The 24,000-nt window shown below is 62.5% G+C and carries 22 protein-coding genes; 16 read left to right on the top strand and 6 right to left on the bottom strand.

Going from position 1 to position 24,000, the window contains the following annotated elements; genetic code table 11:
• Positions 1-27: 27 nt before the first annotated feature.
• The gene (locus HU725_RS15060; RefSeq protein WP_186478559.1) at positions 28-753 is read left to right on the top strand and encodes a dienelactone hydrolase family protein; all 726 of its coding nucleotides are present in this window, start codon (positions 28-30) and stop codon (positions 751-753) included.
• A 51-nt stretch (positions 754-804) separates the two neighbouring features.
• Here HU725_RS15060 and HU725_RS15055 read toward each other — a convergent pair whose 3' ends face one another.
• A complete protein-coding gene (locus HU725_RS15055) occupies positions 805-1,686 on the bottom strand; it encodes a pirin family protein (protein ID WP_186478558.1) in 882 nt (293 codons plus the stop codon).
• Positions 1,687-1,797: 111 nt separating this feature from the next.
• Between HU725_RS15055 and HU725_RS15050 the strand changes: the two genes are divergently transcribed.
• Positions 1,798-2,805, top strand: a complete 1,008-nt coding sequence (locus HU725_RS15050; protein WP_186478557.1) for an amidohydrolase family protein — start codon at positions 1,798-1,800, stop codon at positions 2,803-2,805.
• A 51-nt stretch (positions 2,806-2,856) separates the two neighbouring features.
• On the opposite strand, the gene fabB is transcribed toward HU725_RS15050, so the two are convergent.
• The 5 genes from fabB to HU725_RS15025 all read right to left on the bottom strand — a co-directional run bounded on the left by fabB (position 2,857) and on the right by HU725_RS15025 (position 9,742).
• Positions 2,857-4,077: a beta-ketoacyl-ACP synthase I gene (fabB, locus tag HU725_RS15045; protein ID WP_186478556.1), complete on the bottom strand. Its 1,221-nt coding sequence runs from the start codon at positions 4,075-4,077 to the stop codon at positions 2,857-2,859.
• An 11-nt stretch (positions 4,078-4,088) separates the two neighbouring features.
• On the bottom strand, positions 4,089-4,604 hold the full coding sequence (fabA, locus tag HU725_RS15040; RefSeq protein ID WP_060478568.1) for a 3-hydroxyacyl-[acyl-carrier-protein] dehydratase FabA: 516 nt from the start codon (positions 4,602-4,604) through the stop codon (positions 4,089-4,091).
• 217 nt (positions 4,605-4,821) lie between these two features.
• A complete protein-coding gene (locus tag HU725_RS15035; RefSeq protein ID WP_186478555.1) occupies positions 4,822-6,747 on the bottom strand; it encodes an ATP-binding protein in 1,926 nt (641 codons plus the stop codon).
• Entirely contained in the window at positions 6,744-7,628 is an 885-nt protein-coding gene (locus HU725_RS15030; RefSeq protein WP_186478554.1) for an ABC transporter substrate-binding protein, read from the bottom strand. The genes HU725_RS15035 and HU725_RS15030 overlap by 4 nt, the downstream gene beginning before the upstream one ends.
• The gene (locus HU725_RS15025) at positions 7,628-9,742 is read right to left on the bottom strand and encodes a TonB-dependent receptor plug domain-containing protein (RefSeq protein ID WP_186478553.1); all 2,115 of its coding nucleotides are present in this window, start codon (positions 9,740-9,742) and stop codon (positions 7,628-7,630) included. The genes HU725_RS15030 and HU725_RS15025 overlap by 1 nt, the downstream gene beginning before the upstream one ends.
• Before the next feature lie 152 nt (positions 9,743-9,894).
• On the opposite strand from HU725_RS15025, the gene HU725_RS15020 reads away from it, so the two are divergent.
• From HU725_RS15020 to HU725_RS14955, 14 genes are all read left to right on the top strand, one after another.
• Complete coding sequence (locus HU725_RS15020; protein WP_186478552.1) at positions 9,895-10,920, top strand: NAD(P)H-dependent glycerol-3-phosphate dehydrogenase; 1,026 nt, start codon at positions 9,895-9,897, stop codon at positions 10,918-10,920.
• 15 nt (positions 10,921-10,935) lie between these two features.
• On the top strand, positions 10,936-11,283 hold the full coding sequence (locus HU725_RS15015; RefSeq protein ID WP_060478563.1) for a DUF4389 domain-containing protein: 348 nt from the start codon (positions 10,936-10,938) through the stop codon (positions 11,281-11,283).
• Positions 11,280-11,738, top strand: a complete 459-nt coding sequence (gene sixA, locus HU725_RS15010; protein ID WP_186478551.1) for a phosphohistidine phosphatase SixA — start codon at positions 11,280-11,282, stop codon at positions 11,736-11,738. Before HU725_RS15015 ends, sixA begins: the two co-directional genes overlap by 4 nt.
• 111 nt (positions 11,739-11,849) lie before the next feature.
• On the top strand, positions 11,850-12,224 hold the full coding sequence (locus HU725_RS15005; protein ID WP_186478595.1) for a hypothetical protein: 375 nt from the start codon (positions 11,850-11,852) through the stop codon (positions 12,222-12,224).
• Positions 12,225-12,316: 92 nt separating this feature from the next.
• Positions 12,317-13,105, top strand: a complete 789-nt coding sequence (locus HU725_RS15000; protein ID WP_186478550.1) for an alpha/beta fold hydrolase — start codon at positions 12,317-12,319, stop codon at positions 13,103-13,105.
• The gene (locus HU725_RS14995; protein ID WP_186478549.1) at positions 13,102-13,956 is read left to right on the top strand and encodes an alpha/beta hydrolase; all 855 of its coding nucleotides are present in this window, start codon (positions 13,102-13,104) and stop codon (positions 13,954-13,956) included. The genes HU725_RS15000 and HU725_RS14995 overlap by 4 nt, the downstream gene beginning before the upstream one ends.
• Positions 13,957-14,065: 109 nt before the next feature.
• Positions 14,066-14,860: a DUF4892 domain-containing protein gene (locus tag HU725_RS14990; RefSeq protein ID WP_060478559.1), complete on the top strand. Its 795-nt coding sequence runs from the start codon at positions 14,066-14,068 to the stop codon at positions 14,858-14,860.
• A 12-nt stretch (positions 14,861-14,872) separates the two neighbouring features.
• Positions 14,873-15,919: an AI-2E family transporter gene (locus HU725_RS14985; protein WP_186478548.1), complete on the top strand. Its 1,047-nt coding sequence runs from the start codon at positions 14,873-14,875 to the stop codon at positions 15,917-15,919.
• Between the two features lie 176 nt (positions 15,920-16,095).
• Positions 16,096-16,185, top strand: coding sequence for a K(+)-transporting ATPase subunit F (kdpF, locus tag HU725_RS14980; RefSeq protein WP_060478558.1), 90 nt, complete (start codon positions 16,096-16,098; stop codon positions 16,183-16,185).
• Positions 16,186-16,194: 9 nt separating this feature from the next.
• Positions 16,195-17,889: a potassium-transporting ATPase subunit KdpA gene (gene kdpA / locus HU725_RS14975; RefSeq protein ID WP_186478547.1), complete on the top strand. Its 1,695-nt coding sequence runs from the start codon at positions 16,195-16,197 to the stop codon at positions 17,887-17,889.
• Positions 17,890-17,899: 10 nt separating this feature from the next.
• The gene (kdpB, locus tag HU725_RS14970) at positions 17,900-19,954 is read left to right on the top strand and encodes a potassium-transporting ATPase subunit KdpB (RefSeq protein ID WP_186478546.1); all 2,055 of its coding nucleotides are present in this window, start codon (positions 17,900-17,902) and stop codon (positions 19,952-19,954) included.
• 10 nt (positions 19,955-19,964) lie between these two features.
• Positions 19,965-20,516 carry a potassium-transporting ATPase subunit KdpC gene (kdpC, locus tag HU725_RS14965; protein WP_060478555.1) on the top strand — a complete coding sequence of 184 codons (552 nt, stop codon included), beginning with the start codon at positions 19,965-19,967 and terminating at the stop codon, positions 20,514-20,516.
• Between the two features lie 127 nt (positions 20,517-20,643).
• Positions 20,644-23,298, top strand: coding sequence for a DUF4118 domain-containing protein (locus HU725_RS14960; RefSeq protein WP_186478545.1), 2,655 nt, complete (start codon positions 20,644-20,646; stop codon positions 23,296-23,298).
• Positions 23,295-23,993, top strand: a complete 699-nt coding sequence (locus HU725_RS14955) for a response regulator (protein ID WP_186478544.1) — start codon at positions 23,295-23,297, stop codon at positions 23,991-23,993. Before HU725_RS14960 ends, HU725_RS14955 begins: the two co-directional genes overlap by 4 nt.
• Positions 23,994-24,000 lie beyond the last annotated feature (7 nt).

Here is a 24,000-nt window from a genome sequence, read left to right as displayed (position 1 = left end):
TGCCCCAAAATGCCTAAGGAGTGCTTGATGAGCAAGGTAATCGTCGAATCACTGGTGTATCACCTGTCTGGCAGGACCTATGAAAGCCGCTTGGTCTACGAGCCAGGGGCCCTGGGCCGTCCGGGCTTGGTGATGGCGCCAAACTGGATGGGGATCGCCGAAGGTGCCGAGCGTATCGCCAAGGAAGTGGCCGAGAAAGGCTACGTGGTGCTGATCGCCGACCTGTATGGGCAGTCGGTTCGCCCGTCGAACGCCGAGGAGGCAGGGGCGGCAATGATGCCCTTGAAGAATGACCGTGGTGAACTGCGCAAGCGCATGAAAGAGGCACTGGACCAGTTGCTGGGCCAGTCCAAAGCGCTGCTTGAGCCGGGTAAAGTGGCAGCCTTCGGTTTCTGCTTCGGAGGTTGCTGTGCCCTCGAGTTGGCCCGCAGCGGTGCCGACCTGAAAGCGGCGGTGTCGTTCCACGGCACTCTGGATACCCCCAACCCTGAAGACGCCAAGCGTATCAACGGTTCCGTGCTCGTATTGCATGGGGCTGCCGACCCGTTGGTGCCGAAGGAGCAACTGCCAGCATTCGAAGAGGAAATGACCGCGGCCAAGGTCGATTGGCAACTGTTGAGCTATGGTGGCGCGGTGCATTCGTTCACCGACCCGAATGCCAATGTGCCTGGCAAGATGCAGTACGATCGCCGCACTTCGGAGCGGGCGTTCCGCTCGATGCACAACCTGCTCAGCGAAGTATTCCAGCGCTGATACCGCATGGGGCTGCCTTGCAGCCCATTCACGGGTTAGACCGCGAATGGGCTATGAAGCGGCCCTGGTTCCATGCGGTAGCTCAATCCTCGATGTTTCGCCCGGCACCACCGGCCAATCGCCGGCAGCCCACCTGACCCGAGCTTGCTCGATCAGTTCTGGGTCACTGGCCACAAAATTCCAGTTCATCCGCCGCGGGCCGTCCAATGGCGCGCCACCAATCAGCACCAGCTGGCATGTTTGCTCGGCATAGAGTGTGACCTCCTGCCCTTGTGGTAACAGAATCAGGCTGCAAGCCTCTATCCGATCGCTGTCCATCCACAGCTCGCCGTCGAGCAGATACAGCGCCCGCTGGGCATGTTCGTCAGGCACGACCAAGGTAGCGGCAGGCTGCATGAGCACGTGCGCATAAAGGGTAGGGGAGAGCACCTGCACCGGCGATTCTAGGCAAAAGCCGTTACCAGCAATCATGCAGATACGTACGCCTAGGTTGTCACTGACCGGGAGGGTTGCCGCTGGGTGGTGGTGGTAACTCGGCTCGCCCTGCTCGAGTGCTTTTGGTGAGGCCAGCCATACCTGCAGCCCATGCAAGCGCGAGCCCTGGGCCAGGGCGTCTGCTGGTGTGCGTTCGACATGCGCTACACCTTTGCCGGCAGTCATCCAGCTCACATCACCTGGCAGTACGCGTTGTTCCGAGCCTAGGCTGTCCTTGTGCACAAGCGCGCCTTCGAACAGGAAGGTGAGGGTCGACAGGCCGATATGCGGGTGTTGGCGAATGTCCATGCCCTGGCCCGGCGCATAGTCGGTCTTGAGCATGTGGTCGAAGAACACGAACGGCCCGACGCTGCGGCACTGTGCTGAAGGCAGCGGGCGCAGAATCGGCTGGCCTTCCACCGATTCGGCGCGTGGGCGGATGATCAGTGGACTACTCATGCTCGGCTCCAGAAAGTGGCATACGCCCAGCATAGCGGTTTCCTGGGCGCTGCTGAACCGATGCGCGGCCTGTTCGGTCTACCCTTTTCAAAACTGAGGAGGAGGGCGCCCATGATTGCAAGAACGCTGGCCTGCATGCTGTTGTCTGGCTGGCTAAGCCAGGCGGCCCAGGCTCGTGACTACCAGTACAGTGATGCGCACCTGCATTACGTAGACTTCTTTCAGGAAACCGAAGGCATGGCAGCGCTCATCAAGGCCATGGACCAGGCGGGCGTTGAGCATGCGATGATTTCGGGAATCCCAGTGGCCAAGAAATGGCATGAAGACGAACCCAAGCGCCCGCGCTATTACGCCGGTGATGACGCCGACGCCTATTGGTACAGTGCCACCGATACCTACGTAGCGGCTGCGCTGAACAGGCTTGCGCCCGAACAGAGAAAGCGCTTCCATCCGTTTCTAAGCGGTTTCAACCCGGTGGACAAGAATGCCGTGAGCCATATCGAGCGTATGCTCGACCTCGATCCTGAGCTGTGGCAGGGCATTGGCGAAGTATTCACACGTCATGACGACCTGACTGCGTTGACCAGCGGCGAAACGCCCAGGGCCAACAACGAGGCCATGGCGCGTATCTATCACCTGGCCGCGGAGCGGGACATGCCGGTGTTGCTGCACTCGAACATCACTTCAAAGCGTGAACGTAACCCGCTGTACCTGGCTGAGCTGGAAGAGCCATTGCGCAATCATCCGCATACCCGCTTCATCTGGGCCCATGCGGGCAGTAGCGCAGAGATCCATCGGCATCAGACTCGGATGGACTTTCTCCTGCCAGTACTGACGCGACTGCTGGCTGACTATCCCAACCTCTACGTGGATTTATCGTGGAGCGTGTTACAGCCGTACCTACTGGATGAACACGGTGTGCCGAGCCCGGACTGGGTCGCGCTGGTCGAGCGTCATCCGGATCGATTCATGCTGGGGTCGGATGTGGTGGGGCGGTTCGGTAGTCTTGGCGAGCAGATGCAGGGTTTCAAACCGTTTCTGGATGCATTGCCGGAGGAGGTGGCGAACAAAGTGGCAAGGGACAATTTTCTGGCCGTATTGCCCAAGCACCGCAAATGAAAACGCCCCGAACCAGTCGGGGCGCTCAGTACAGCTAACTGCTGCGGGCTGTTACTTGCCGGTCCAGCGCTTGAGCACCAGGGTGGCGTTGGTGCCGCCGAAGCCGAAGCTGTTGCTCATGACCGTATCGATCTTGGCGTTTTCTTCGGTTTTGCGCAGCACTGGCAGGTCGGCGACCTCAGGGTCCAGCTCGTCGATGTTGGCGGAGCCGGCGATGAAGTTGTTTTCCATCATCAGCAGGCAATAGATCGCCTCGTGCACGCCGGCAGCGCCCAGGGAGTGGCCCGACAAGCTCTTGGTCGAGCTGATCTTCGGTGCCTTGTCGCCGAATACTTCACGCACGCCTTTCATTTCCGCAACGTCACCGACCGGGGTCGAAGTGCCGTGGGTATTGAGGTAGTCGATAGGGGTGTCGACGGTGGACAGCGCCTGCTGCATGCAACGAATAGCACCTTCGCCGCTTGGCGCGACCATGTCGTAGCCATCGGAAGTGGCGCCATAACCGACGATTTCGGCGTAGATCTTCGCGCCGCGGGCCAGGGCATGTTCCAGCTCCTCGACCACTACCATGCCACCACCGCCTGCGATGACGAAGCCATCACGATCGGCGTCGTAGGCACGCGAGGCCTGTTCGGGGGTATCATTGCGCTTGGTCGACAGGGCGCCCATGGCGTCGAACAGGAACGACTGGCTCCAGTGCTCTTCTTCACCGCCACCGGCGAAGACGATGTCCTGTTTGCCCCACTGGATTTGCTCCAGGGCGGTGCCGATGCAGTGAGCCGATGTGGCGCAGGCCGACGAGATCGAGTAGTTGATGCCCTTGATCTTGAACGGAGTGGCCAGGCATGCCGACACGGTGCTGCCCATGGTGCGCGTTACGCGATACGGGCCAACACGCTTGACGCCTTTTTCACGCAGGGTGTCCAGCGCTTCCATCTGGTTCAGGGTCGAAGCGCCGCCAGAACCGGCCACCAGGCCAGTGCGTGGGTTGGATACCTGCTCTTCAGTCAGGCCGGCGTCCTTGATCGCGTCCTGCATCGCCAGGTAGGCGTAGGCAGCGGCGTGGCCAACGAAGCGGTAGACCTTACGGTCGATCAGTTCTTCGAGGTTCAGGTCGATGGAGCCGGAAACCTGGCTACGCAGCCCCTGTTCCTTGTATTCCGGGTTGTAACGGATACCCGGACGGCTGTTGCGCAGGTTTTCGGTGACGGTAGCTTTGTCATTGCCCAGGCACGATACGATGCCCAGACCAGTGATAACGACGCGGCGCATGCGAATAACCCTTAGAAATTGTCAGTGGAGGTGAACACGCCGACCCGCAGGCCTTCGGCGGTGTAGATCTCGCGGCCATCGACGCTGACCGAGCCATCGGCGATGGCCATGTTCAGCTTGCCCTTGAGGACGCGCTTGATGTGAATGTTGTAAGTGACTTTCTTGGCGGTAGGCAGTACCTGGCCGAAGAACTTCACTTCACCCGAACCCAGTGCGCGGCCACGGCCCGGCAGGCCTTGCCAGCCGAGGAAGAAACCGACCAACTGCCACATCGCGTCAAGGCCCAGGCAGCCTGGCATGACCGGGTCGCCTTCGAAGTGGCAGGCGAAGAACCACAGGTCCGGGGTGATATCCAGCTCGGCGACCAATTCACCTTTGCCGTACTTGCCGCCTTCTTCGCTGATATGGGTGATGCGATCGACCATCAGCATGTTCGGCGCGGGCAGTTGCGCATTACCTGGGCCGAACAGCTCACCGCGACTGCAGCGCAGCAGCTCTTCCCGAGTAAAGGCTTGTTGTTTGGTCATGCGAGCTCCTCAATAACCCCCTGTGGCAGGGGATGAATCTTCCCGGCCGCTCCTTCTAGCATCTGGAGCGGCAGCCTACAGGTAGACTATTGCGTTGTGGTGAAAGTCACAGTGCACCCGGCGAAAGAAGTACAGGTGTGCACTGAAACGTCTATTTTCAGGTCCGAATAAGGTCCTGTCCAGTCTTTAAGACTGCCAAGACTGCCGCAATTTAGCATTAATCGCCAGTCGCCGCTGACCGTGGGGGTAACCAGCGTTGCAATATGCGTTGCAAATCAGTCCGACGGAACGGTTTGCTTAGGTAATCATTCATGCCTGCAGCCAGGCAGCGCTCACGGTCACCCTGCAATGCATTGGCGGTCAAGGCGATGATCGGCAGCTGCCCACCGCCGGGCAACAGCCGGATACGCCGGGTGGCTTCATAGCCATCGACTTGCGGCAAGCGACAGTCCATCAGCACCGCTGCAAACGGCTGCTGGCTGACATATTCAACCGCCTGCAAACCGTCCTGAGCCACGCTGACCTCCATGCCCAAGCTACGCAACATGGCTTCGATCACGCTCTGATTGACTGGATTGTCCTCCACCAGCAGGATGCGATTGCCCACCGGTAGGGGAGCACCCTCCGCTGCGCTACCCAGCGCTGCTGCCGGTACACTGCTGGCCAAGGGCAGCGGTACTTCCAGGGTGAACGTCGAGCCAAGCCCTGCGCGGCTTTGAGCGCGCAACTTGCCGCCCATGCGCTCAGCCAGGGTGCGAGCTATCGACAGGCCCAGGCCTGTACCGCCGTAGCGGCGAGAAATCGAGCTGTCGGCTTGCTGGAAGGCGACGAACATCATTTCCAGGCGATCGCTGTCGATGCCGATGCCGGTGTCGCGCACGCTGCAGGTGAACCTCAGCGATTGCCGGTCGAGCATTTGCCAGCTCGCCTGGACCTGGATCTCGCCGCGCTCGGTGAACTTCAGCGCATTGCCGATCAAATTGAGCAGAATTTGACGAATGCGGGTTGGGTCGCCAACCACGATTGGCTTTGCATCTTCGGCCGGTAACTTAAGGTGCAGGTCCAGGTTACGCTGCTGCGCACTGTGCTGGAACGACTGCACGCTGCTGGCGATCAGCTCGGCGAGGTTGAACTCGATGCGCTCGAGCTCCAGCGCAGTACGTTCGATCCGCGAGAAGTCGAGGATGTCGTTGATAACCTTAAGCAGGTGGCCGGTAGACTCGCTGGCCACTGCCGTGTATTCGGCCTGTTCGCTGGTCAGTTGGGTAGTTTCCAGCAGTTGCAGCATGCCCAGCACACCATTCATGGGCGTGCGCAGTTCATGGCTCATCATCGCCAGGAATTCCGACTTGGCGCCGTTGGCCTGCTCGGCCTCCTCGCGAGCCTGGATCAACTGGGCGATGGCCTGCTTTTGCTCGGCACTGGCCTGGTCCAGCGCATTGGCCAGGTTGTTGATATGGCGCGCCAGGTGGCCGAGTTCACTGTCGTCTACCACTGGCAGCGGGGCATTGAATTCTCCCTGCTGAATGGCCTTGACTGCGTGCCCCATGGCGCTGATCGGTCTGGCCAGGCTCATGGCCAGCCGACGGGCCAGCAAAAAGGTGAACACTAGAGCGAACAGGGCGAGGATGGCGGCCTTGATGACGATTTCCTGCTGCCGCTGGCTGAACGCATCGTCGGACATGCCGACGATCACCCGGCCCAGGTAGTCATCGCCGATGCCGGCCGTGGGTGCCTTGCCTTGTTGCAGAAAGTCGCTGTCCAGGCGGATTTGCTGCAGCCGGATCGGTGCCTGGAATACCTCTACCTGTTGTGCCCGATTGCCGCTCTCGTCGCGCTGCTCGACGTACACCAGGATGTGGTTGCGGCTGTCCTGTACCTCCAAGAAACGTACATGGGGAATGCTCAGCGTTGCGCGCATCAACCCTTCCAGCACTTCATTGTTTCCAGATATCACGCCGTATTCGGATGCAGGCGCCAGTTGGTTGGCAATCAACTGCCCGGTGTGGTTCAGCTCCTGGCGTAAGTCCTGAATTCGGACGAAGGTGAAGAAGCTGATCAACAGCAACGTCAGCAACAATGCAGGACCAAGGCTGATGATCTGAGTGCGGGTATGGATGTCCCAGCTCAGGCGTTTGCTCATGGCTTGGGTTCTCCTTCGGCCAGGGCTTTGGCGGTGGCGTTCGGATCAATGGGTTCAAGCCCCAGAGCGCGTGCCACTTGCTGGTTACCGCTGACGCCAAAGCGTGCCGGATACAAACTGCGGGGCCAGCGCGCCGGCGGTTGGTCGAGCAACTGATCGAGCACGCTCAGCCAGTCTTCCTGATCGCTGTAGGTACTGGCCAAGGCGCCGGCGCGCACGAACCCTACGTTCGGGCCTATCAGCGCCATTTGCCGGCTGTAGCTGCTGAGCAGCAAATTCTTTGCCGTTTTGGAGTTGTACAGCTGTGGGTCGTCCAGCCCCAGCAGCACGTCGCTGGTGCCCAGCAGGTGCTGCAATGGGCGGCTGTCGCGCGGGTCTGGCCAGTCCTCTGCGACGATTTCCAGCCCCAATGGACGCGCGGCCTGGCGCAGTTCATCGAGCAGAAAGCGGCTGTGTTCACCGTACAACACGCCAATGCGCTGGGCCTGCGGCAGCAAGTAGCGGGCCAGGCGCAGTTGCCGGGCCATCGGCGGGTCGCTCCACAGCAGCGTCAGGTACCCAGGGCGCGACTTTCCCAGGCGCTGCTCAGCCTGCACCCGGCTGATACGCATGGCCAGGGCGGGTGGGCCGTTATGCTGGCCAAGGCGCCAGTCGAGCGCGACAGTGTCGAGCAGCACCAAGCGCACGTCAGCCTTGAGCTGGTCGGGGCGGGAGAGTTCGGCGACGCTTTGGAAACGTACTTGGTCATGGCTGCGCCGCTCTTGCAGCGCTTGCGCGAAGTTGCGTACGCCTGGCTGATCTTCGCCGACCAGCAGGATTTCGCTGGCAGACAGCGAGCCCAATGGCCAAAGACACAGCAGCAGGCGTAGCAGCAGGGCCATCAGAATTCCAGCTCCGCACTGACGCTCAGGCGATGGCGGCTGTCGTAGCGGTTCTGTTCCACGGTGGTGGGTTGGTCGTCCAGGCGTTGCTGCCACAATGCCGCCAACTCAAGGGTGCTGCCCTGTATGTGAAAACGCTTGGCCACGCGCAGGTCGAGGCGTTCGTAGCGGTACTGGTTGAGGGCGTCGTCACCGTAGTAGAACAATCCACTCGACCAGCCTTTCCCCCATTCGCGCATCCATCCCGCTGAGCCACTGTTGCGTGCGCTGAGGCGGCGGTCTGCGGTGTTGCTGGCCCAGGCGTCGACGTAGGCATAGGTCAGGCGCAGGCGATCGCGCGCAGCCACGCGCCAGTCCAACTGTGCCTCGCTACCGGTGAACCTGGCCTTGTTGGCGTTGCTGGCAATGAACTGGTTGTTCTTCAGCGGCTCGCTGATCATGCCGGTGATTTCGTCGTAGAACAGCTTCACATCCACGTTCAAGTCGATGTCGCTGAAATAACCGTTGTAGCCCAGTTCCCTAGAGCGCATACGCTCTTGTTCCAGATCCCCAGGGCCGCGGGTCTTGACGAAGTACTCGGCATTGCGCTGGCCGAACGCTGCGGGGCTTAGATTCTTGACCGTGTAGCTCCAGTTGACGTTGTTCTCGAACATGTCGGGTGAGCGCACGGCCTCCGAATAGACTGCACGCAAGCCATGGCGCGGTGTGATGAGGTAGTTGACCGCCATGCGTGGGGTCAGGGAGCTACCGGACAGGCGCGAATTCTCCAGCATTGCGCCGCCCTGAACGATCCAGTGCTCGTCAGCGCGCCATTCCAGCTGGCCGAACAGGCGCCAGGTCTGATCGTCAACGCTGCCATTGAAGTAGGTCTGCGAATCGGCGCGATCATAACGGTAATTCATGCCGCTGAGCAGGCGCAGGCTGTCGGTCAGGCTGAGGGTGTCCTGGATTTCCAGGTCATAGCGGGTTTCTCGCGTGCTCTGGTCGACATCGCCGCACACCACGTTCCTGCCGCCCTGGTTGTTCCATTGGTCCTTGATGGCGTCGACCAGCGCCTGTTCTTCAGGGTTGCTGCTGCTTGGCGGGTTGTTGGCTCCGCGGGCGACCTTTTCGGCAAAGTCAGGGTTCATCTGCCATAGGCGCGTCAGCTCCGGGCTGAACGACAGGGCCGCATCGCACGCGCGCCACACCTGCTGGCGATCGAAATGCTGGGCCGAACCCTGTACGTACAGGCTGTGCTCGGGGTTGAAATCGATGTTCCAGCGCACCGAGCCTGCGTAATCCTTGGCGTCGACGTCAGCGTTGTTGCCAGTCTGAGTGACATAGGGGAAAACCGGCTGGTAAGTATAGGGCCGCTGGTTGCTGCCTTCTTTCGCTGCCAGCTGCCACTCAAGGGTCTGATCGGGGGCCAGGACGTGGCTCACGCTCAGGTTGAAGCGGTTCAGGCGACGACTGTCGCGGTAGTTCTGGCCGAACTGATTTTCGTCGAAACCATCGTCCTGCTGGCCGGACACCGACAGACGCAGGTCGCCACCCTCCCAGCCCAGGCCGTGGCTCAGGTAGTAGTCATTGATGCCGTCCTGGCCGCGCGTCAGCTTCATCCGTGTACCGTGACTGTCTGCCGGGTTGCGGGTCAGGATGTTGACCACCGCCATCAATGCGTTGGCGCCATAGCTGACAGTGTTCGGGCCGCGGAACACCTCGATGCGCTCGATGTCTTCGATGGCTACCGGAATGTCGCTCCAGTCCACGGTGGCCAGCCCTGCGCGGTACACCGAGCGGCCGTCGATCAGCACTTGCATGCGTCGAGCATCGTTGACGTTGCTGCCGTGATAGTTGACGGTCGGCTGGTTACCGGCGCCGTAGCCAATCATCATCCCCGGGACCAGGCGCAGCAGCTCGGGGATATCACGGGCGCCGCTGGCGCGAATCAACTCGTTGTCGAGTACGGTCATGCTGCCCGGCACTGCCGCCGGGGACTGTTTAAGGCGAGTTGCGGTCAGAACCTGCGGCAGGTCGCTGTTGTCGATGAACAAGTCATCGGCCAAGGCTGGGCCGCCGAGCAGGGCCGTCAGCAGCAGCACGCGAGGGTAAGGGGGCAGGCCAAGGAACACAGGACAGCCTTGTCTGAGAGTTTAAACAGGCATGTTAACTGACCAGCAGGGTTTTGCCAGTGCGTCATTGGCGTTGCCAGCCTTGGCGCTTGGCAGTGGAGCCGTATAATGAACGGGTCGCCAATTAACCTAATGGCTTTAACGGATTGAATATGACTGAACAGCAACCTGTTGCAGTTCTGGGCGGTGGCAGCTTCGGCACCGCCGTGGCGAACCTGCTGGCTGAAAACGGTGTGCCGGTGCGCCAGTGGATGCGCGATCCCGAGCAGGCCGAGGCAATGCGGGTCAACCGTGAGAACCCCCGGTACCTCAAGGGTATCCGCCTGCAGGAGGGCGTCGAGCCGGTCAATGACCTGCTGAGCAGCTTGCAAGGCAGCGACCTTATTTTCGTCGCGCTGCCGTCCAGTGCTTTGCGCAGCGTACTGGCGCCCCATGCCCAGCTGCTGCGCGGCAAGTATCTGGTCAGCCTGACCAAGGGCATCGAGGCGCAGAGCTTCAAGCTCATGAGTCAGATACTCGAGGAAATTGCCCCTGAGGCTCGCATCGGCGTACTGTCCGGCCCCAACCTTGCCCGCGAGATCGCCGAGCATGCATTGACCGCCACAGTGGTTGCCAGCGAAGACGAACAACTGTGCCAGCGGGTGCAGGCCGTCCTGCACGGGCGCACGTTCCGGGTCTATGCCAGCAGTGACCGCTTCGGTGTCGAGTTGGGAGGGGCGCTGAAAAATGTCTATGCCATTATCGCCGGCATGGCCGTAGCCCTTGGCATGGGCGAAAACACCAAAAGCATGCTCATCACTCGGGCCCTGGCCGAGATGACCCGCTTTGCCGTCAGCCAAGGGGCCAACCCCATGACCTTCCTGGGCCTGGCCGGCGTTGGAGATCTGATCGTCACCTGCTCCTCGCCCAAGAGCCGCAATTACCAAGTGGGCCATGCACTGGGCCAGGGCCTGAGCCTGGAACAGGCTGTCACTCGCCTGGGAGAAGTGGCAGAAGGCGTCAACACGCTCAAGGTGCTCAAGGCCAAGGCCCAGGAAGTACAGGTCTACATGCCGCTGGTGGCAGGCCTGCACGCGATTCTGTTCGAAGGCCGCACGCTGAATCAGGTGATCGAGCACCTGATGCGTGCCGAGCCCAAAACAGACGTCGACTTCATTTCCATCAGCGGTTTCAACTGAACATAGGAGCAGTACATGAACGATACCCCCGAGCGAGCCCAGCGCGAGTCGATCATCCTGCGGGTGCTGTGGATGCTGGTGTTCCTGGTGGTCTGGCAGCTGGCCGAGCTGCTGCTCGGTGGCCTGGTGCTGGTGCAGCTGATCTATCGGTTGGTCTATGGCGCGCCGAGCGCCAGCATGATGAACTTCGGCGATAGTCTCAGCCAGTACCTGGCGCAGATCGGCCGGTTCGGTACTTTCCACACCGATCAAAAGCCTTGGCCGTTTGCCGACTGGCCGGCAGCGCGCGCACCAGAAGGTGAGGCACCCCACGCCGTGGCCCCGGCAGCACACCCGGTACGCGATGAAGAGCCTAAGTTATGAAGCTGTGGGTGCTACGCCATGGCGAGGCCGAGCAACGCGCCAATACCGACCCCCAGCGGCGGCTAACAGACCACGGCCGCGAGCAGGTGCTGCGCAGTGCGGCGCGGCTGCTGGGGCAGCCATTGCAGGCGATCATTGCCAGCCCGTACGTACGTGCACAACAAACCGCTGCCCTGGTGCATGACACGCTGGGCTTCGCGCAACCGGTGATCACTGTCCCTTGGCTGACCCCCGAGAGCGATGTGCGGCAGGTGATCAGTGAGCTTGAGCGGCTGGGCCTGGAACATGTGTTGCTGGTCAGCCACCAGCCTCTGGTGGGTGCCTTGGTCGGCATGCTGGAGCACGGTCATCTGCAGCAGCCGGTACCCATGACCACCGCCAGTCTGGCAGCGCTGGAAGGTGAGTGGCCGCTGGCCGGTCTGATGACGATGCGTGCGCTGACCAGGCCTGATTGACATTGAACAACTAGCATTTCTGCCAGTTGTCAGGCACTTGCAGGGCACGCAAGCTTGCGGTCACGGAAGACCAGCGCAATCACAGCCAGGGAGTAATGAATGAGCCAAATGATGCAAGAACTTTTGCGCTCCCTGGACCTGCAGCCCACCTTGGAAAGCGTGCAACGCAACAACCGCCTGGATTTTGCCCAATATGCCTTGCTGCGCGAGGCTGCCGACGCCAAGTTCTATCACCTGATGGGCCGCGTGCGCAGCAAGGCCGAGCAGCAACCTTTGGACAACTTGCAACTCGAGCAGGACCTGCAGGAACTTCAGCGATCGTGCATGCGCATGTCGCAACTACTGCAGACCAGCTGCCTGGCTCTGCGTCGCTTGCAGCTGGACCTCGAGGACCAGAGCTTGGCCCGCGAAGCACTGGAAAGCCAGATTGCGTACATGCAGGCCTGCCTTCGCCGCTCGCTGGCCAGTTTCGATCAGTCGGCATGACCTGATCGCCCTCGCTGATGACCTTTACGGGCGTTGCCGTTTACCCGCCGGGTGCAGACAATGGGCCATCACTCACATGCGGACCCGGCGCCATGTCGCAGCAGATCTTCTTCGCCCATGCCAACGGTTTTCCTTCGGCCACTTACGGCAAACTGTTCAGTGCCCTGGCGCCGGATTATCAGGTCAGTCACCTGGCCCAGCATGCCCACGACCCGCGTTTTCCGGTGAACGACAATTGGCAGAATCTGGTCGACGAACTGCTGCACCATCTGGAGCAGCAGGCGGCGCCGGTCTGGGGTGTTGGCCATTCGCTGGGTGGCGTGCTGCACCTGCATGCCGCCCTGCGCCGACCGGAGCTGTACCGCGGCGTGGTGATGCTCGATTCCCCCGTGCTGACCCGCGCTGACCAGTGGCTGCTGCGCACGGCCAAGCGCTTTGGCTTCATCGATCGCATCACCCCGGCCGCTCGTACCCTCGGGCGGCGTGAAACGTTTGCCGACCGAGATAGCGCCCGCGACTATTTCGCCAGCAAGTCGTTGTTTCGCCACTTCGACACCGACTGCCTGGAAGCCTACCTTGACCATGGCCTGCAGCAAGTCGAGCACGGGCTGCGTCTGCGTTTCGACCCGGCGACCGAAATCAGCATCTACCGCAGTATTCCACACATCAGCCCAGCGCCTGCACGCCAGTTGCAGGTGCCCCTGGCCATGGTGCGTGGCGAGCGCAGTTCGGTGATCCGCCGCCACCATGCACTGGCGGTGCGCAGCATGCCCCGCGGCGAATACCACAGCGTGCCGGGTGGGCATATGTTTCCACTGGAGCGGCCGACCGATACCGCCAGCCTGATCAAGGGCCTGTTCGACCGCTGGAGCCAGGCATGAGCGCCCAGGTCGAGGAGGTTCGCCTGAACCTGGGCCATATCGAGCTGGCGGCGCACTTGTTCGGCCCCGCCGATGGCCTGCCAGTGATTGCCCTGCATGGCTGGCTGGACAATGCCAACAGCTTCGCGCGCCTGGCTCCCTTGCTCAAAGGGTTGCGCATCGTCGCCCTTGATCTTGCCGGTCACGGTTATTCCGAACATCGGCCGCCGGGTGGGAGTTATGCACTGACCGACTATGCCCATGATGTGCTGCGGGTCGCCGAACAGTTAGGTTGGCACCGTTTTGCGCTGCTGGGGCATTCCTTGGGGGCGATCATCTCGGTGCAATTGGCAGGCGCCTTGCCTGAACGGGTCAGCCACCTCGCGTTGATCGACGGCGTCATTCCCCCCACCGGTGCCGAGCAGGACGCTGGCGAGCGCCTAGGCATGGCCTTGCAGGCCCAGCTACGCCTGGACGGCAAGCGCAAATCGGTTTACACCAGCCTGGAGCAGGGCGTGCAAGCGCGCATGAAAGGTATGGTTGCGGTCAGCCGTGAGGCCGCTGAGTTATTGGCCCAGCGTGGCCTGATGCCGGTGCCCGGTGGCTACAGCTGGCGCAGCGATAGCCGCCTGACGCTGCCTTCGCCGACGCGCTTGAGCCAGGCACAGGCGATGGCCTTCGTGCAAAGGGTCAACTGCCCGGTCAGCCTAGTGGTGGCTGCCCAGGGCATGCTGGCGCGCCATAGCGATTTGCTGGATCAGCTACCCTTCGAGCAGACGCTGCTGCAAGGGGGCCATCATCTGCACTTGAACGATGAACAGGGTGCGATCCTTGTCGCAGACTGTTTCAATCGCTTCTTTGGCTTTGCTTGACTTGCATCTGACAAGTGCCGAGGCTTGGCGGGTTGAACAGGGAGACAACCATGCAAATGCCAGACAACCTGGAGCTTCAACCCGGCGCGCTGCGCCGCATGGGCTGCCGATGAGCATGCCCGTATCCATCCATACTGCCGCCGCCGCTTGCTTGGCGTTGGCCAGCCCCCTGCTGTGGGCCGGCAGCCTGCCTGTGCCCGCGGACGCCAAGGTAGTGGACCTGCGACCGGCCGTGGAGCAGGAACGTGTCTATCCTATGGGCCCAGTGCGCAAGATCAGCGGCCGCCTGCGTGTCGATGACAAGATTGAAAGCCGTGGCCAGGTCAGCTCGGTCACCTACGAGCTGCCGGTCGAGCGTAGTGCTCGCGAAGCCTTCACTAGCGCCCGCGAGGCGCTACAGAACGAGGGCGGCTACCCGCTGTTCTGGTGCCAGGGCCGCGATTGCGGTGAAGGCAGCCTGTGGGCCAACGATGTGTTCGCCAACGCTCGGTTGAACGGCGGTGACGAGCAACAGGCGTTCATCCTGCTGCGCCGCTCGGCCGAGGAGGCCGACACCCTGGTCGCACTGTACAGCGTCACCCGGGGCAACCGCCGCGCCTACCTGCACGTGGAAGAGTTCGTCGCCGCCAGCCCGCTGGGCGAGATACTTCCCACAGCCGCCACGGTGCTGCGCGAACTGCGCGATACGGGCAAACTCGACTACCCGGATTTGGCTGCACCTCAGGAGAGTTGGGTCACTCTGCTGGCCCGCAGCCTGAACCTCGACAGTACTTTGCGCGTGAGCCTAAGTGGCGCCCAGGCCGGGGCCTGGCGCGAATTGCTGGGCAAGGCGGGCGTGCGCCTCAGCCGGCTTGAAGTCGGCGATGCGCCTACCGACGGCCTGCACCTGGAACTGATTCGTTGAGTGAGCATCGCCATGGGCATCAATGACCGCCTGTTGGTCCAGATTCTGCTGCTGGCATTGTTCGGCGCCACGCTGTGGGTGATGGCACCGTTCATGTCCGCGCTGTTATGGGGGGCCATCCTCGCTTTCGCCAGCTGGCCACTGATGCGTCTGCTGACGCGTGTGCTGGGAGGGCGCGAAACCTTGGCTGCCAGTGTGCTGACCGTGGCCTGGATTCTCATCGTCGCCTTGCCGCTGGTATGGCTGGGCTTCAACTTGGCCGATCACATACGCGACACCGTCGTCTTCGTACGTGACGTACAGGTCGATGGCCTGCCCGACGCACCGGACTGGCTTGGCGGCATCCCCTTCGTAGGTGAGCGCCTGGTCAGCGGGTGGCAGTCGCTGGACCAGCAAGGCGCGGCCCTGCTGGCATCGGTAAAACCCTACCTGGGGCAAGTGGGCAACTGGTTATTGGCACGCAGTGCGCAGATTGGCAGTGGCGTGCTGGAGCTGACCCTGAGCCTGATATTCGTGTTTTTCTTCTACCGGGACGGGCCACGGTTGTCGGCGTTCGTGCTGCGGCTGCTGAACCGGCTGGTGGGCGAACGCGCCGATTACTATCTGGAGCTGGTGGCAGGGACCGTGCAGCGGGTCGTCAATGGCGTGATCGGCACCGCAGCAGCTCAAGGCCTTCTGGCGCTGATAGGCTTTCTGATCGCAGGCGTGCCTGGGGCGATCGTTCTGGGGCTGGTGACCTTCATGCTCAGCCTGATCCCCATGGGGCCGCCGCTGGCGTGGATTCCGGCCACCGGCTGGCTGGTGTGGAAGGGCGAGTATGGCATGGCGGTGTTTCTCGGCATTTGGGGCACCTTCGTCATCAGCGGCGTGGACAACGTGCTCAAACCCTACCTGATCAGCCGAGGCGGCAACCTGCCGCTGGTGATCGTGCTGCTCGGCGTGTTCGGGGGGTTGATCGCCTTTGGCTTCATCGGTCTGTTCATCGGCCCGACTTTACTGGCGGTTGGTTACAGCCTGCTGCTGGAATGGAGCCGTAACGCGGCGCAGCCACAGCAGTAAACCGAAACTGGCCTGTTCGCAGGGTTACCCGCGAGCAGGCCGGCGCAGGCATTCGAGATTCCTCGTCTTTACGCATTCTTTATTCCCACCCCCACCCCCTGATCTCGCCTCTTTACGCCCATCACTCGGACAATTTCCCCGAAGCGGCCAATGCCGCAAAAAGGGGAGTTGCACTGATGTACATGCTCGACGGTCTGTCACTGCTGCTGGCAGTGGCTTTGGCAATTTACCTGCTGGTGGCGTTGCTGCACGCCGATCGCAGCTAGGGAGCAGCCATGCACAGTTACGATTACACGCTGCTGATCGTGTTTTTTGCTCTCGTGCTGTTGCCAGCACCTTGGCTCGGGCGTTTTTACTACAACGTCATGGAGGGACAACGTACGTGGTTGACGCCTGTGATGGGGCCGCTGGAGAAGGGCTGTTATCGCCTGGCAGGGGTCAAGGCCGAACAGGCGCAGAACTGGAAGCAATACACCCTGGCCTTGCTGGCTTTCAACTTGGCGGGCTTCGTGCTGCTGTTCAGCGTGCTCATGCTGCAGGGCTCTTTGCCACTGAACCCGCAGCATTTGCCTGGCCTTGAGTGGTCTTTGGCGTTCAACACAGCGGTCAGCTTCGTCACCAACACCAACTGGCAGGCATACAGCGGCGAGGCTTCGGTCAGCTACCTGAGCCAGATGATGGGGCTTGCGGTGCAGAACTTCGTCAGCGCCGCCACCGGCCTTGCCGTGCTGGTCGCGCTGTGCCGCGGTATCGCTCGTCGCTGCACCAGCGATCTGGGCAACTTCTGGGTCGACATGACCCGGGCAACGCTCTATGGCCTGTTACCGCTGAGCCTGCTGTTGGCGCTGCTGCTGGTCTGGCAACGCGTACCACAGACGTTTGCCGACTATGCCCACGCGCTGACGCTGCAGGGTACGGACCAGACCATCCCGCTCGGTCCAGCTGCTAGCCAGATCGCCATCAAGCAGTTGGGTACCAACGGTGGTGGCTTCTTCGGTGTCAACTCGGCGCACCCGTTCGAAAACCCCACGGCATTGAGCAACCTGTTCGAGGTGGTCTCGATCATCCTGATCCCAGTGGCTTTGGTATTTACCTTCGGGCATTACGTCAAAGACCTGCGCCAGAGCCGTGCAATCATTGGCTGCATGCTCGCCCTGTTTCTGATCGGGGGGGCCACGGCGCTGTGGTCGGAGTATCAGCCCAATCCGGCACTGGAAAGTGCCCAGGTGCAGCAGAGCGCGCCAATGGAAGGCAAGGAAAGCCGTTTCGGCACCACTGGTTCGGTGCTGTGGAGCGTGACTACCACGGCGGCCTCCAATGGCTCGGTCAATGCGATGCACGATAGCCTGAACCCGCTGACCGGCATGGTGGCCATGGTCAATATGATGGTTGGGGAAGTGATATTCGGCGGTGTCGGTGCCGGGCTCTACGGCATGTTGCTGTTCGTGCTGATCGCCGTGTTCCTGGCAGGGCTGATGATCGGCCGTACGCCGGAGTACCTTGGCAAGAAGCTGCAGGCCCGTGAAGTGCAACTGCTCGTGGCAACCCTGCTGGTGATGCCGGTTGGCGTTCTGGTGCTGGGGGCCCTTGCCGCCAGCTTGCCAGGCCCAGCTAGTGCCGTGAGCAACCCGGGCGCCCATGGGTTCAGCCAGTTGCTGTATGCCTACACCTCAGGGGCCGCCAACAATGGTTCGGCGTTCGCAGGCTTTGGCGCCAATACGGTGTACCACAACCTGATGATCGGCTTTGCCATGCTCATTGGCCGCTTCGGCTACATCCTGCCGATCCTGGCCTTGGCCGGCAGCCTCGCAGCCAAACAGCGGGCGCCGCAGGGGAGCAACAGTTTCCCCACCCACGGCCCGCTATTCGCCGGCCTGCTGCTGGTGACCATCTTGTTGGTGGGTGGGCTGACCTTCTTGCCGGCCCTGGCCCTGGGGCCGATCGCTGAACAACTGAGCCTGGGTTTCTGAGGAACTATTCATGAACATGCCCATTCCTGAAATGAAAGCCTCACGCGGCACCAATGATCAGACGCGTATCGCGGCCCTGTGGCGGCCAGCCTTGCTCCAGGCCTTCGTCAAGCTGGACCCGCGCCAGCTCAAACGTTCGCCGGTGATGCTGGTGGTTGCTCTGACGGCTTTGCTCACAACTGCACTGTGCTTTGCGCCCGGCAGTGGCGTCAGCACCGGTGTGGCTGCCCAGATCGCGCTATGGTTATGGTTCACCGTGCTGTTCGCCAACTTCGCCGAGGCCCTCGCCGAAGGGCGTGGCAAAGCCCGCGCCGATAGCCTCAAAGCCGGTAGCCAGGGGTTGACGGCGCAGCGGCGCAAACGCGATGGCAGTTTCGAGCCTGTGGCGGCCACGGCGCTGCGCAAGGATGATGTGGTACGCGTGGTGGCAGGCGAGATGATTCCGGGTGACGGCGAGGTGCTCGAGGGCATCGCTGCGGTCAATGAAGCTGCCATCACGGGTGAGTCCGCGCCGGTTATCCGCGAGTCTGGTGGCGACCGTTCGGCTGTCACCGGCAATACTCGGCTGGTCTCGGACTGGCTGCTGATCCGCATCACCAGCAATCCCGGCGAATCGACCCTGGACCGCATGATCGCGTTGGTCGAAGGTGCCAAGCGGCAGAAGACCCCCAATGAGATTGCTCTGGACATTCTGCTGATAGGCCTGACCCTGATCTTCCTGATTGTCGTCGTAACCCTGCAGCCCTTCGCCCATTTTGCCGGCGGCAGCCTACCGCTGATCTTTCTTGCCGCATTGCTGGTGACGCTGATACCCACCACCATCGGCGGCCTGCTCTCGGCCATTGGCATTGCCGGCATGGACCGTCTAGTGCGCCTTAACGTGATTGCCCGCTCTGGCCGTGCGGTGGAGGCGGCCGGCGATGTGCATACCTTGATGCTCGACAAGACCGGCACCATCACGTTTGGCAACCGCCGCTGCAGTGCGCTGTATGCTGCCCCCGGTGTGACCGCCAAGGAACTGGGGGAGGGTGCGATGTTCGCATCGCTTGCCGATGACACTGCCGAGGGCAAGTCGATCGTCGAGTACCTGCGTCAGTTGCACGATTTCATCGAACCCTCGCCAGGTCAGTACCAGGCGATTGCCTTCAGTGCCGAGACGCGCCTGTCGGGCATCGACTTTCAACAGCGCTGCTACCGCAAGGGTGCCGTCGATGCGGTGCTGGCCTTCGTCGGTATGCAGCGCCTGGAGATGCCAGTTGCCCTGGCCCGCGAGGTGGAACGCATCGCCCAGAGTGGTGGTACGCCGCTGTTGGTGTGTCTGGACAAGCGTCTGCTTGGCGTGATCCACCTCAAGGATGTGGTCAAGCCGGGCATCCGTGAACGCTTCGCCGAGCTGCGCAAGCTGGGTATTCGTACGGTGATGGTGACCGGTGACAACCCGCTGACCGCTGCTGCGATCGCTGCCGAAGCTGGGGTGGACGATGTATTGGCCGAGGCCACACCCGAGAAGAAATTGGCGCGCATCCGTCAGGAGCAGAACGACGGCCGCTTGGTGGCGATGTGCGGCGATGGCGCCAACGACGCCCCGGCGCTGGCCCAGGCGGATGTCGGCATGGCCATGAACGACGGCACCCAGGCCGCCCGTGAGGCCGCCAACATGGTTGACCTGGACAGCGACCCGACCAAGCTGCTGGACGTGGTGCAGGTAGGCAAGGAGCTGCTGGTCACTCGTGGGGCGCTGACGACGTTTTCCATCGCCAACGATGTGGCCAAGTACTTCGCCATCCTGCCGGCGCTGTTCGCCGCTATCTACCCGCAACTGGGCGTGCTCAACCTGATGCAGCTGGTCAGCCCGCAGAGCGCGATCCTCTCGGCGATTGTCTTCAACGCACTGATCATCATCGTATTGATCCCCCTGGCGCTGCGCGGTGTGCGCGTGCAGGCGGCAAGTGCAGCGCACCTGTTGCGACGCAATCTGCTGATCTATGGCGTGGGGGGCATCATCGTACCCTTTGCCGGGATCAAGCTGATCGACATCGTGCTCAACGCCCTGCACCTGGTCTGAGGAGGCCACCATGAAGCATTACCTACGCCCGGCCTTGAGCCTGATCCTGTTGATGGCCGTCATCACTGGGGGGCTTTACCCGCTGGTGGTGACCGGGGTGGCCCAAGTGGCGTTCCCGGAGCAAGCCAACGGAAGCCTCGTGCGCGATGATCAAGGGCGAGTGCGCGGTTCGGCGCTGATCGCCCAGGATTTCCAAGGCGATAGCTGGTTCCATTCGCGGCCTTCGGCGGGCGCATTCGCCACGGTAGCCAGCGCTGCGAGCAATTTGGCGCCGAGCAACCCAGCCCTGGCCGAACGGATCACGACGGATGCCGCTGCCCTCTACCAGGCTCAGTTGGGGCCGGTGCCGCAAGCGCTGCTGACTACCTCTGCCAGCGGCCTGGACCCACACCTGCCGCCAGCAGCGGTCGCTTACCAGATCCCTCGGGTGGCGGCGGCGCGGCAGTTGCCTGTGGCGCGCTTGCAAGGCTTGGTGGAAGAGGCCACCCTCCACCCATTGGTCGGGCCGCCGGTGGTCAATGTACTGGCCTTGAACCAGAGCCTGGACAAACTCGGCCATTGACTATGATCGCTTAGCGCCAATCCTCAGAAGTGGCTCTAGGCGCTAAGCGGTCACAGTTCACCAAGCCAGTAGCTCCCCCATTGACGGCGTTCGCGCCTGCAGGTGTTCGCAGGAAACAGGATGAAAGATGAGTGATTCCACCCGCGCAGATGCGCTGTTGGCCAGCCTGCCGCGCAGCGGTCGCGGCAGGCTGAAGGTGTTCCTCGGTGCAGCCCCCGGTGTGGGCAAGACCTTTGCCATGCTCCAGGCCGCCCATGCCCAGCAACGCCAAGGTGTGCAGGTGCTTGCCGGGGTGGTCGAAACCCACGGCCGCGCCGAAACCGAAGCGCTGCTGGCCGGTTTGCACCAGCAGCCGCTGCTGCGCAGCGAGTACCGTAGTGTCACCCTCGAGGAGATGGACCTGGACGGCCTGCTCAAGGCGGCGCCGGCTCTGGTCCTGGTCGACGAGCTGGCACATACCAACGCGCCCGGCAGCCGCCACACCAAACGCTGGCAGGATGTGCAGGAGCTGCTTGCCGCTGGTATCGATGTGTACACCACGGTCAACGTCCAGCACCTGGAAAGCCTCAACGACAAGGTTCGTGGCATTACCGGGGTGCAAGTGCGTGAAACCTTGCCAGACTGGGTGCTGCAAGAAGCCTTCGAGCTGGTGCTGATCGACCTGCCACCGCGCGAGCTGCTTGAACGCCTGCGTGAAGGCAAGGTTTACGTACCGGAGCAGGCACGGGCCGCTATCGATGCCTACTTTTCGCCCACCAACCTGACCGCTTTGCGTGAGCTGGCCATGCAGACCGCCGCCGCCCAAGTCGACGCGGACCTCGCCCACGGCTACCGCCTGCGTGGTGAGGCGGCCCCAGCCTTGCGTGGGCGCCTGCTGGTGGGCGTGGACGGTGACGAGCAGGCTGAACGCTTGGTGCGGCACGCCAGCCGGGTTGCCCAGCGTCGTCATTTGCCCTGGAGCCTAGTGCACGTTGACAACGGCCGGCTGCGTGACGAAACGGCCCGCCAGCGCCTGCAGGCAGCTCAACAATTGGCCGAGCGCCTGGGGGGCGAGGTGGTGTTGCTGCGTGCCGGCGAGGTCGCACGCACCTTGATCCAGCACGCACGCGAGCGCCGCGCCAGCTTGGTGCTGGTTGGCCAATCCCGTGACCGTCTTCGCCGGCGCCTGTTCGGTGCCGGTGTTGGCGCCCGGCTGCTGCGCGAAAACCATGGCCTGGAGATCAACGTGCTGGACCGCGACAGCCAGGCACGCCCAGCCCATGCAGCGGTCAGCCGAGTGTGGGTCTGGCGCCACTACCTGCTGGCGCTGATGGCAACGGCGTTGGCCGCAGGCCTGGCGTGGGCCGTGTCGAACGTGCTGGCGCTGCCGAACATCTCACTGGTGTTTCTCGCCGCCGTACTGCTGGTGGCGGTGCGCAGTAGCCTGGGGCCGGCACTGGCCTGTGCAGCGCTGTCATTCCTGACATACGACTTTTTGTTCATCCCGCCGAACTTCTCATTCAGTATCCAGCGCGAGGAAGACGTGCTGACGCTGGTGTTCTTCCTGCTCATGGCCGCCCTAACCGGCAACCTTGCCGCCCGTCAGCGCAGCCAGCTCAAGGCGCTGCGGGACACTCAGGCGCAAACCAATCAGTTGCTCGATCTGTCACGACGACTGACCGGTGCTGCCGATCGTCAGGCTGTGCTCGATGCTGCCGGCAGACACCTCAATGCTTGGAGCGACGCGCAGGTGTGCCTGCTGGAGCGCGACGATGAAGGCTTGCTGCAAGTGGCAAGCGGTGATGCCCAAGCCTTGAGCGACAACGAGCGTGCCGCCGCCGAGTGGGCCTGGCAGCATGGCCAGGCCGCAGGCCTGGGCAGCGATACGCTGCCCGATGGCCGTTGGTGGTGGTGGCCATTGGCGGTTGAAGATCAGCCGCAGGCTTTGCTGGGGGTTCGCCCGCGCTCTGGGCAGCCGCTGAGCGCTCAGCGGCGGCGGCTGCTGATGGCCCTTGGGCAACCCCTGGCTCAGGCGTTGGCCAGGGCGAGATTAGGCGAGCAGCTCGAAGCAGCCCGCCTGCACGGCGAAACCGAGCAGCTGCGCAGCGCCTTGTTGGCATCGGTCTCCCATGACCTGCGCACCCCACTGACGGCCATGCGGGGCAGCATCGACAGCTTGCTGGCGCTGGGCGAAGCGATCCCTGTTCAAGACCGCCGCGAGCTGCTCGAAGGTACGCGTGATGAGGCCGAGCGCCTCGATCGCTACATCCAGAACCTGCTCGACATGACCCGACTGGGCCACGGTGGCCTCAAGCTTGCTCGCGATTGGGTGGCCCCTGCCGACATCGTCGGCAGTGCCCTGAACCGCCTACGCGCGGTGTTGGCGCCGCTGCAGGTGCGCACCCACGTGCCTGGGGAACTGCCGCTGTTGTTCGTTCACGCGGCCTTGATCGAACAGGCCCTGATCAACGTGCTAGAGAACGCCGCCCGCTTCTCACCTCCCCAAGGCCGCCTAGAGCTGCAGGTGTCGGTGCAGGGCCAGCACCTGCAGTTCGCCGTCAGCGACCAGGGGCCGGGGATCCCCGTCGCCGAACGCGAGAAGATCTTCGACATGTTCTACACCGCCGCCCGCGGCGATCGCGGTGGCCAGGGCACTGGCCTGGGCCTGGCGATCTGCCAGGGCATGATCGGCGCCCATGGAGGGCAGATCCTGGTCGGTGAAGGCATCGATGGCCATGGCACTTGCATCACTCTATGCTTGCCGCTGCCCCAGCAACCTGAAGCCGAAAGCGAAACCCCATGAGCCAGTCCGCCACCTTATTGGTCATCGACGACGAACCGCAGATCCGCAAGTTCCTGCGTATTAGCCTCAGCTCCCAGGGTTACAAGGTGATCGAGGCCGCCACCGGCAGCGAAGGCCTGGCGCAGGCTGCGTTGGCCAGGCCAGACCTGGTGGTGCTCGACCTGGGTTTGCCGGACATGGACGGGCAGCAGGTGCTGCGTGAGTTGCGTGAGTGGAGCGCCGTGCCGGTGCTGGTATTGTCGGTGCGGGCCAGCGAAGTCCAGAAGGTCGATGCGCTCGATGGTGGCGCCAATGACTATGTGACCAAGCCCTTCGGCATCCAGGAGTTTCTGGCCCGGGTGCGGGCGCTGCTGCGCCAGGTGCCGCAGTCGGGCGGCAGTGAAGTGGCGGTCAGCTTTGGCCCTTTGCGCGTGGATTTCGCTTTTCGCAAAGTCACTCTCGATGGCGTGGAAATCGCCCTGACGCGCAAAGAGTATGCCTTGCTGGCGCAATTGGCCGGGCACCCGGGGAGGGTGATCACCCAGCAGCAATTGCTCAAGGACATCTGGGGGCCCACCCACGTCGACGACACCCACTACCTGCGGATTGTGGTGGGGCACTTGCGGCACAAGCTCGGCGATGACCCCACCGCGCCGCGGTTCATCATCACCGAAGCCGGCGTGGGGTATCGATTGGTCGCGCCAACTGCGGCTTGATTGCGCC

This window comes from Pseudomonas promysalinigenes (assembly GCF_014269025.2).
Lineage (GTDB): Bacteria > Pseudomonadota > Gammaproteobacteria > Pseudomonadales > Pseudomonadaceae > Aquipseudomonas > Aquipseudomonas promysalinigenes.
The sequence above is the reverse complement of the archived record's forward strand: the minus strand, read 5'-3'. Positions and strand labels throughout refer to the sequence as shown.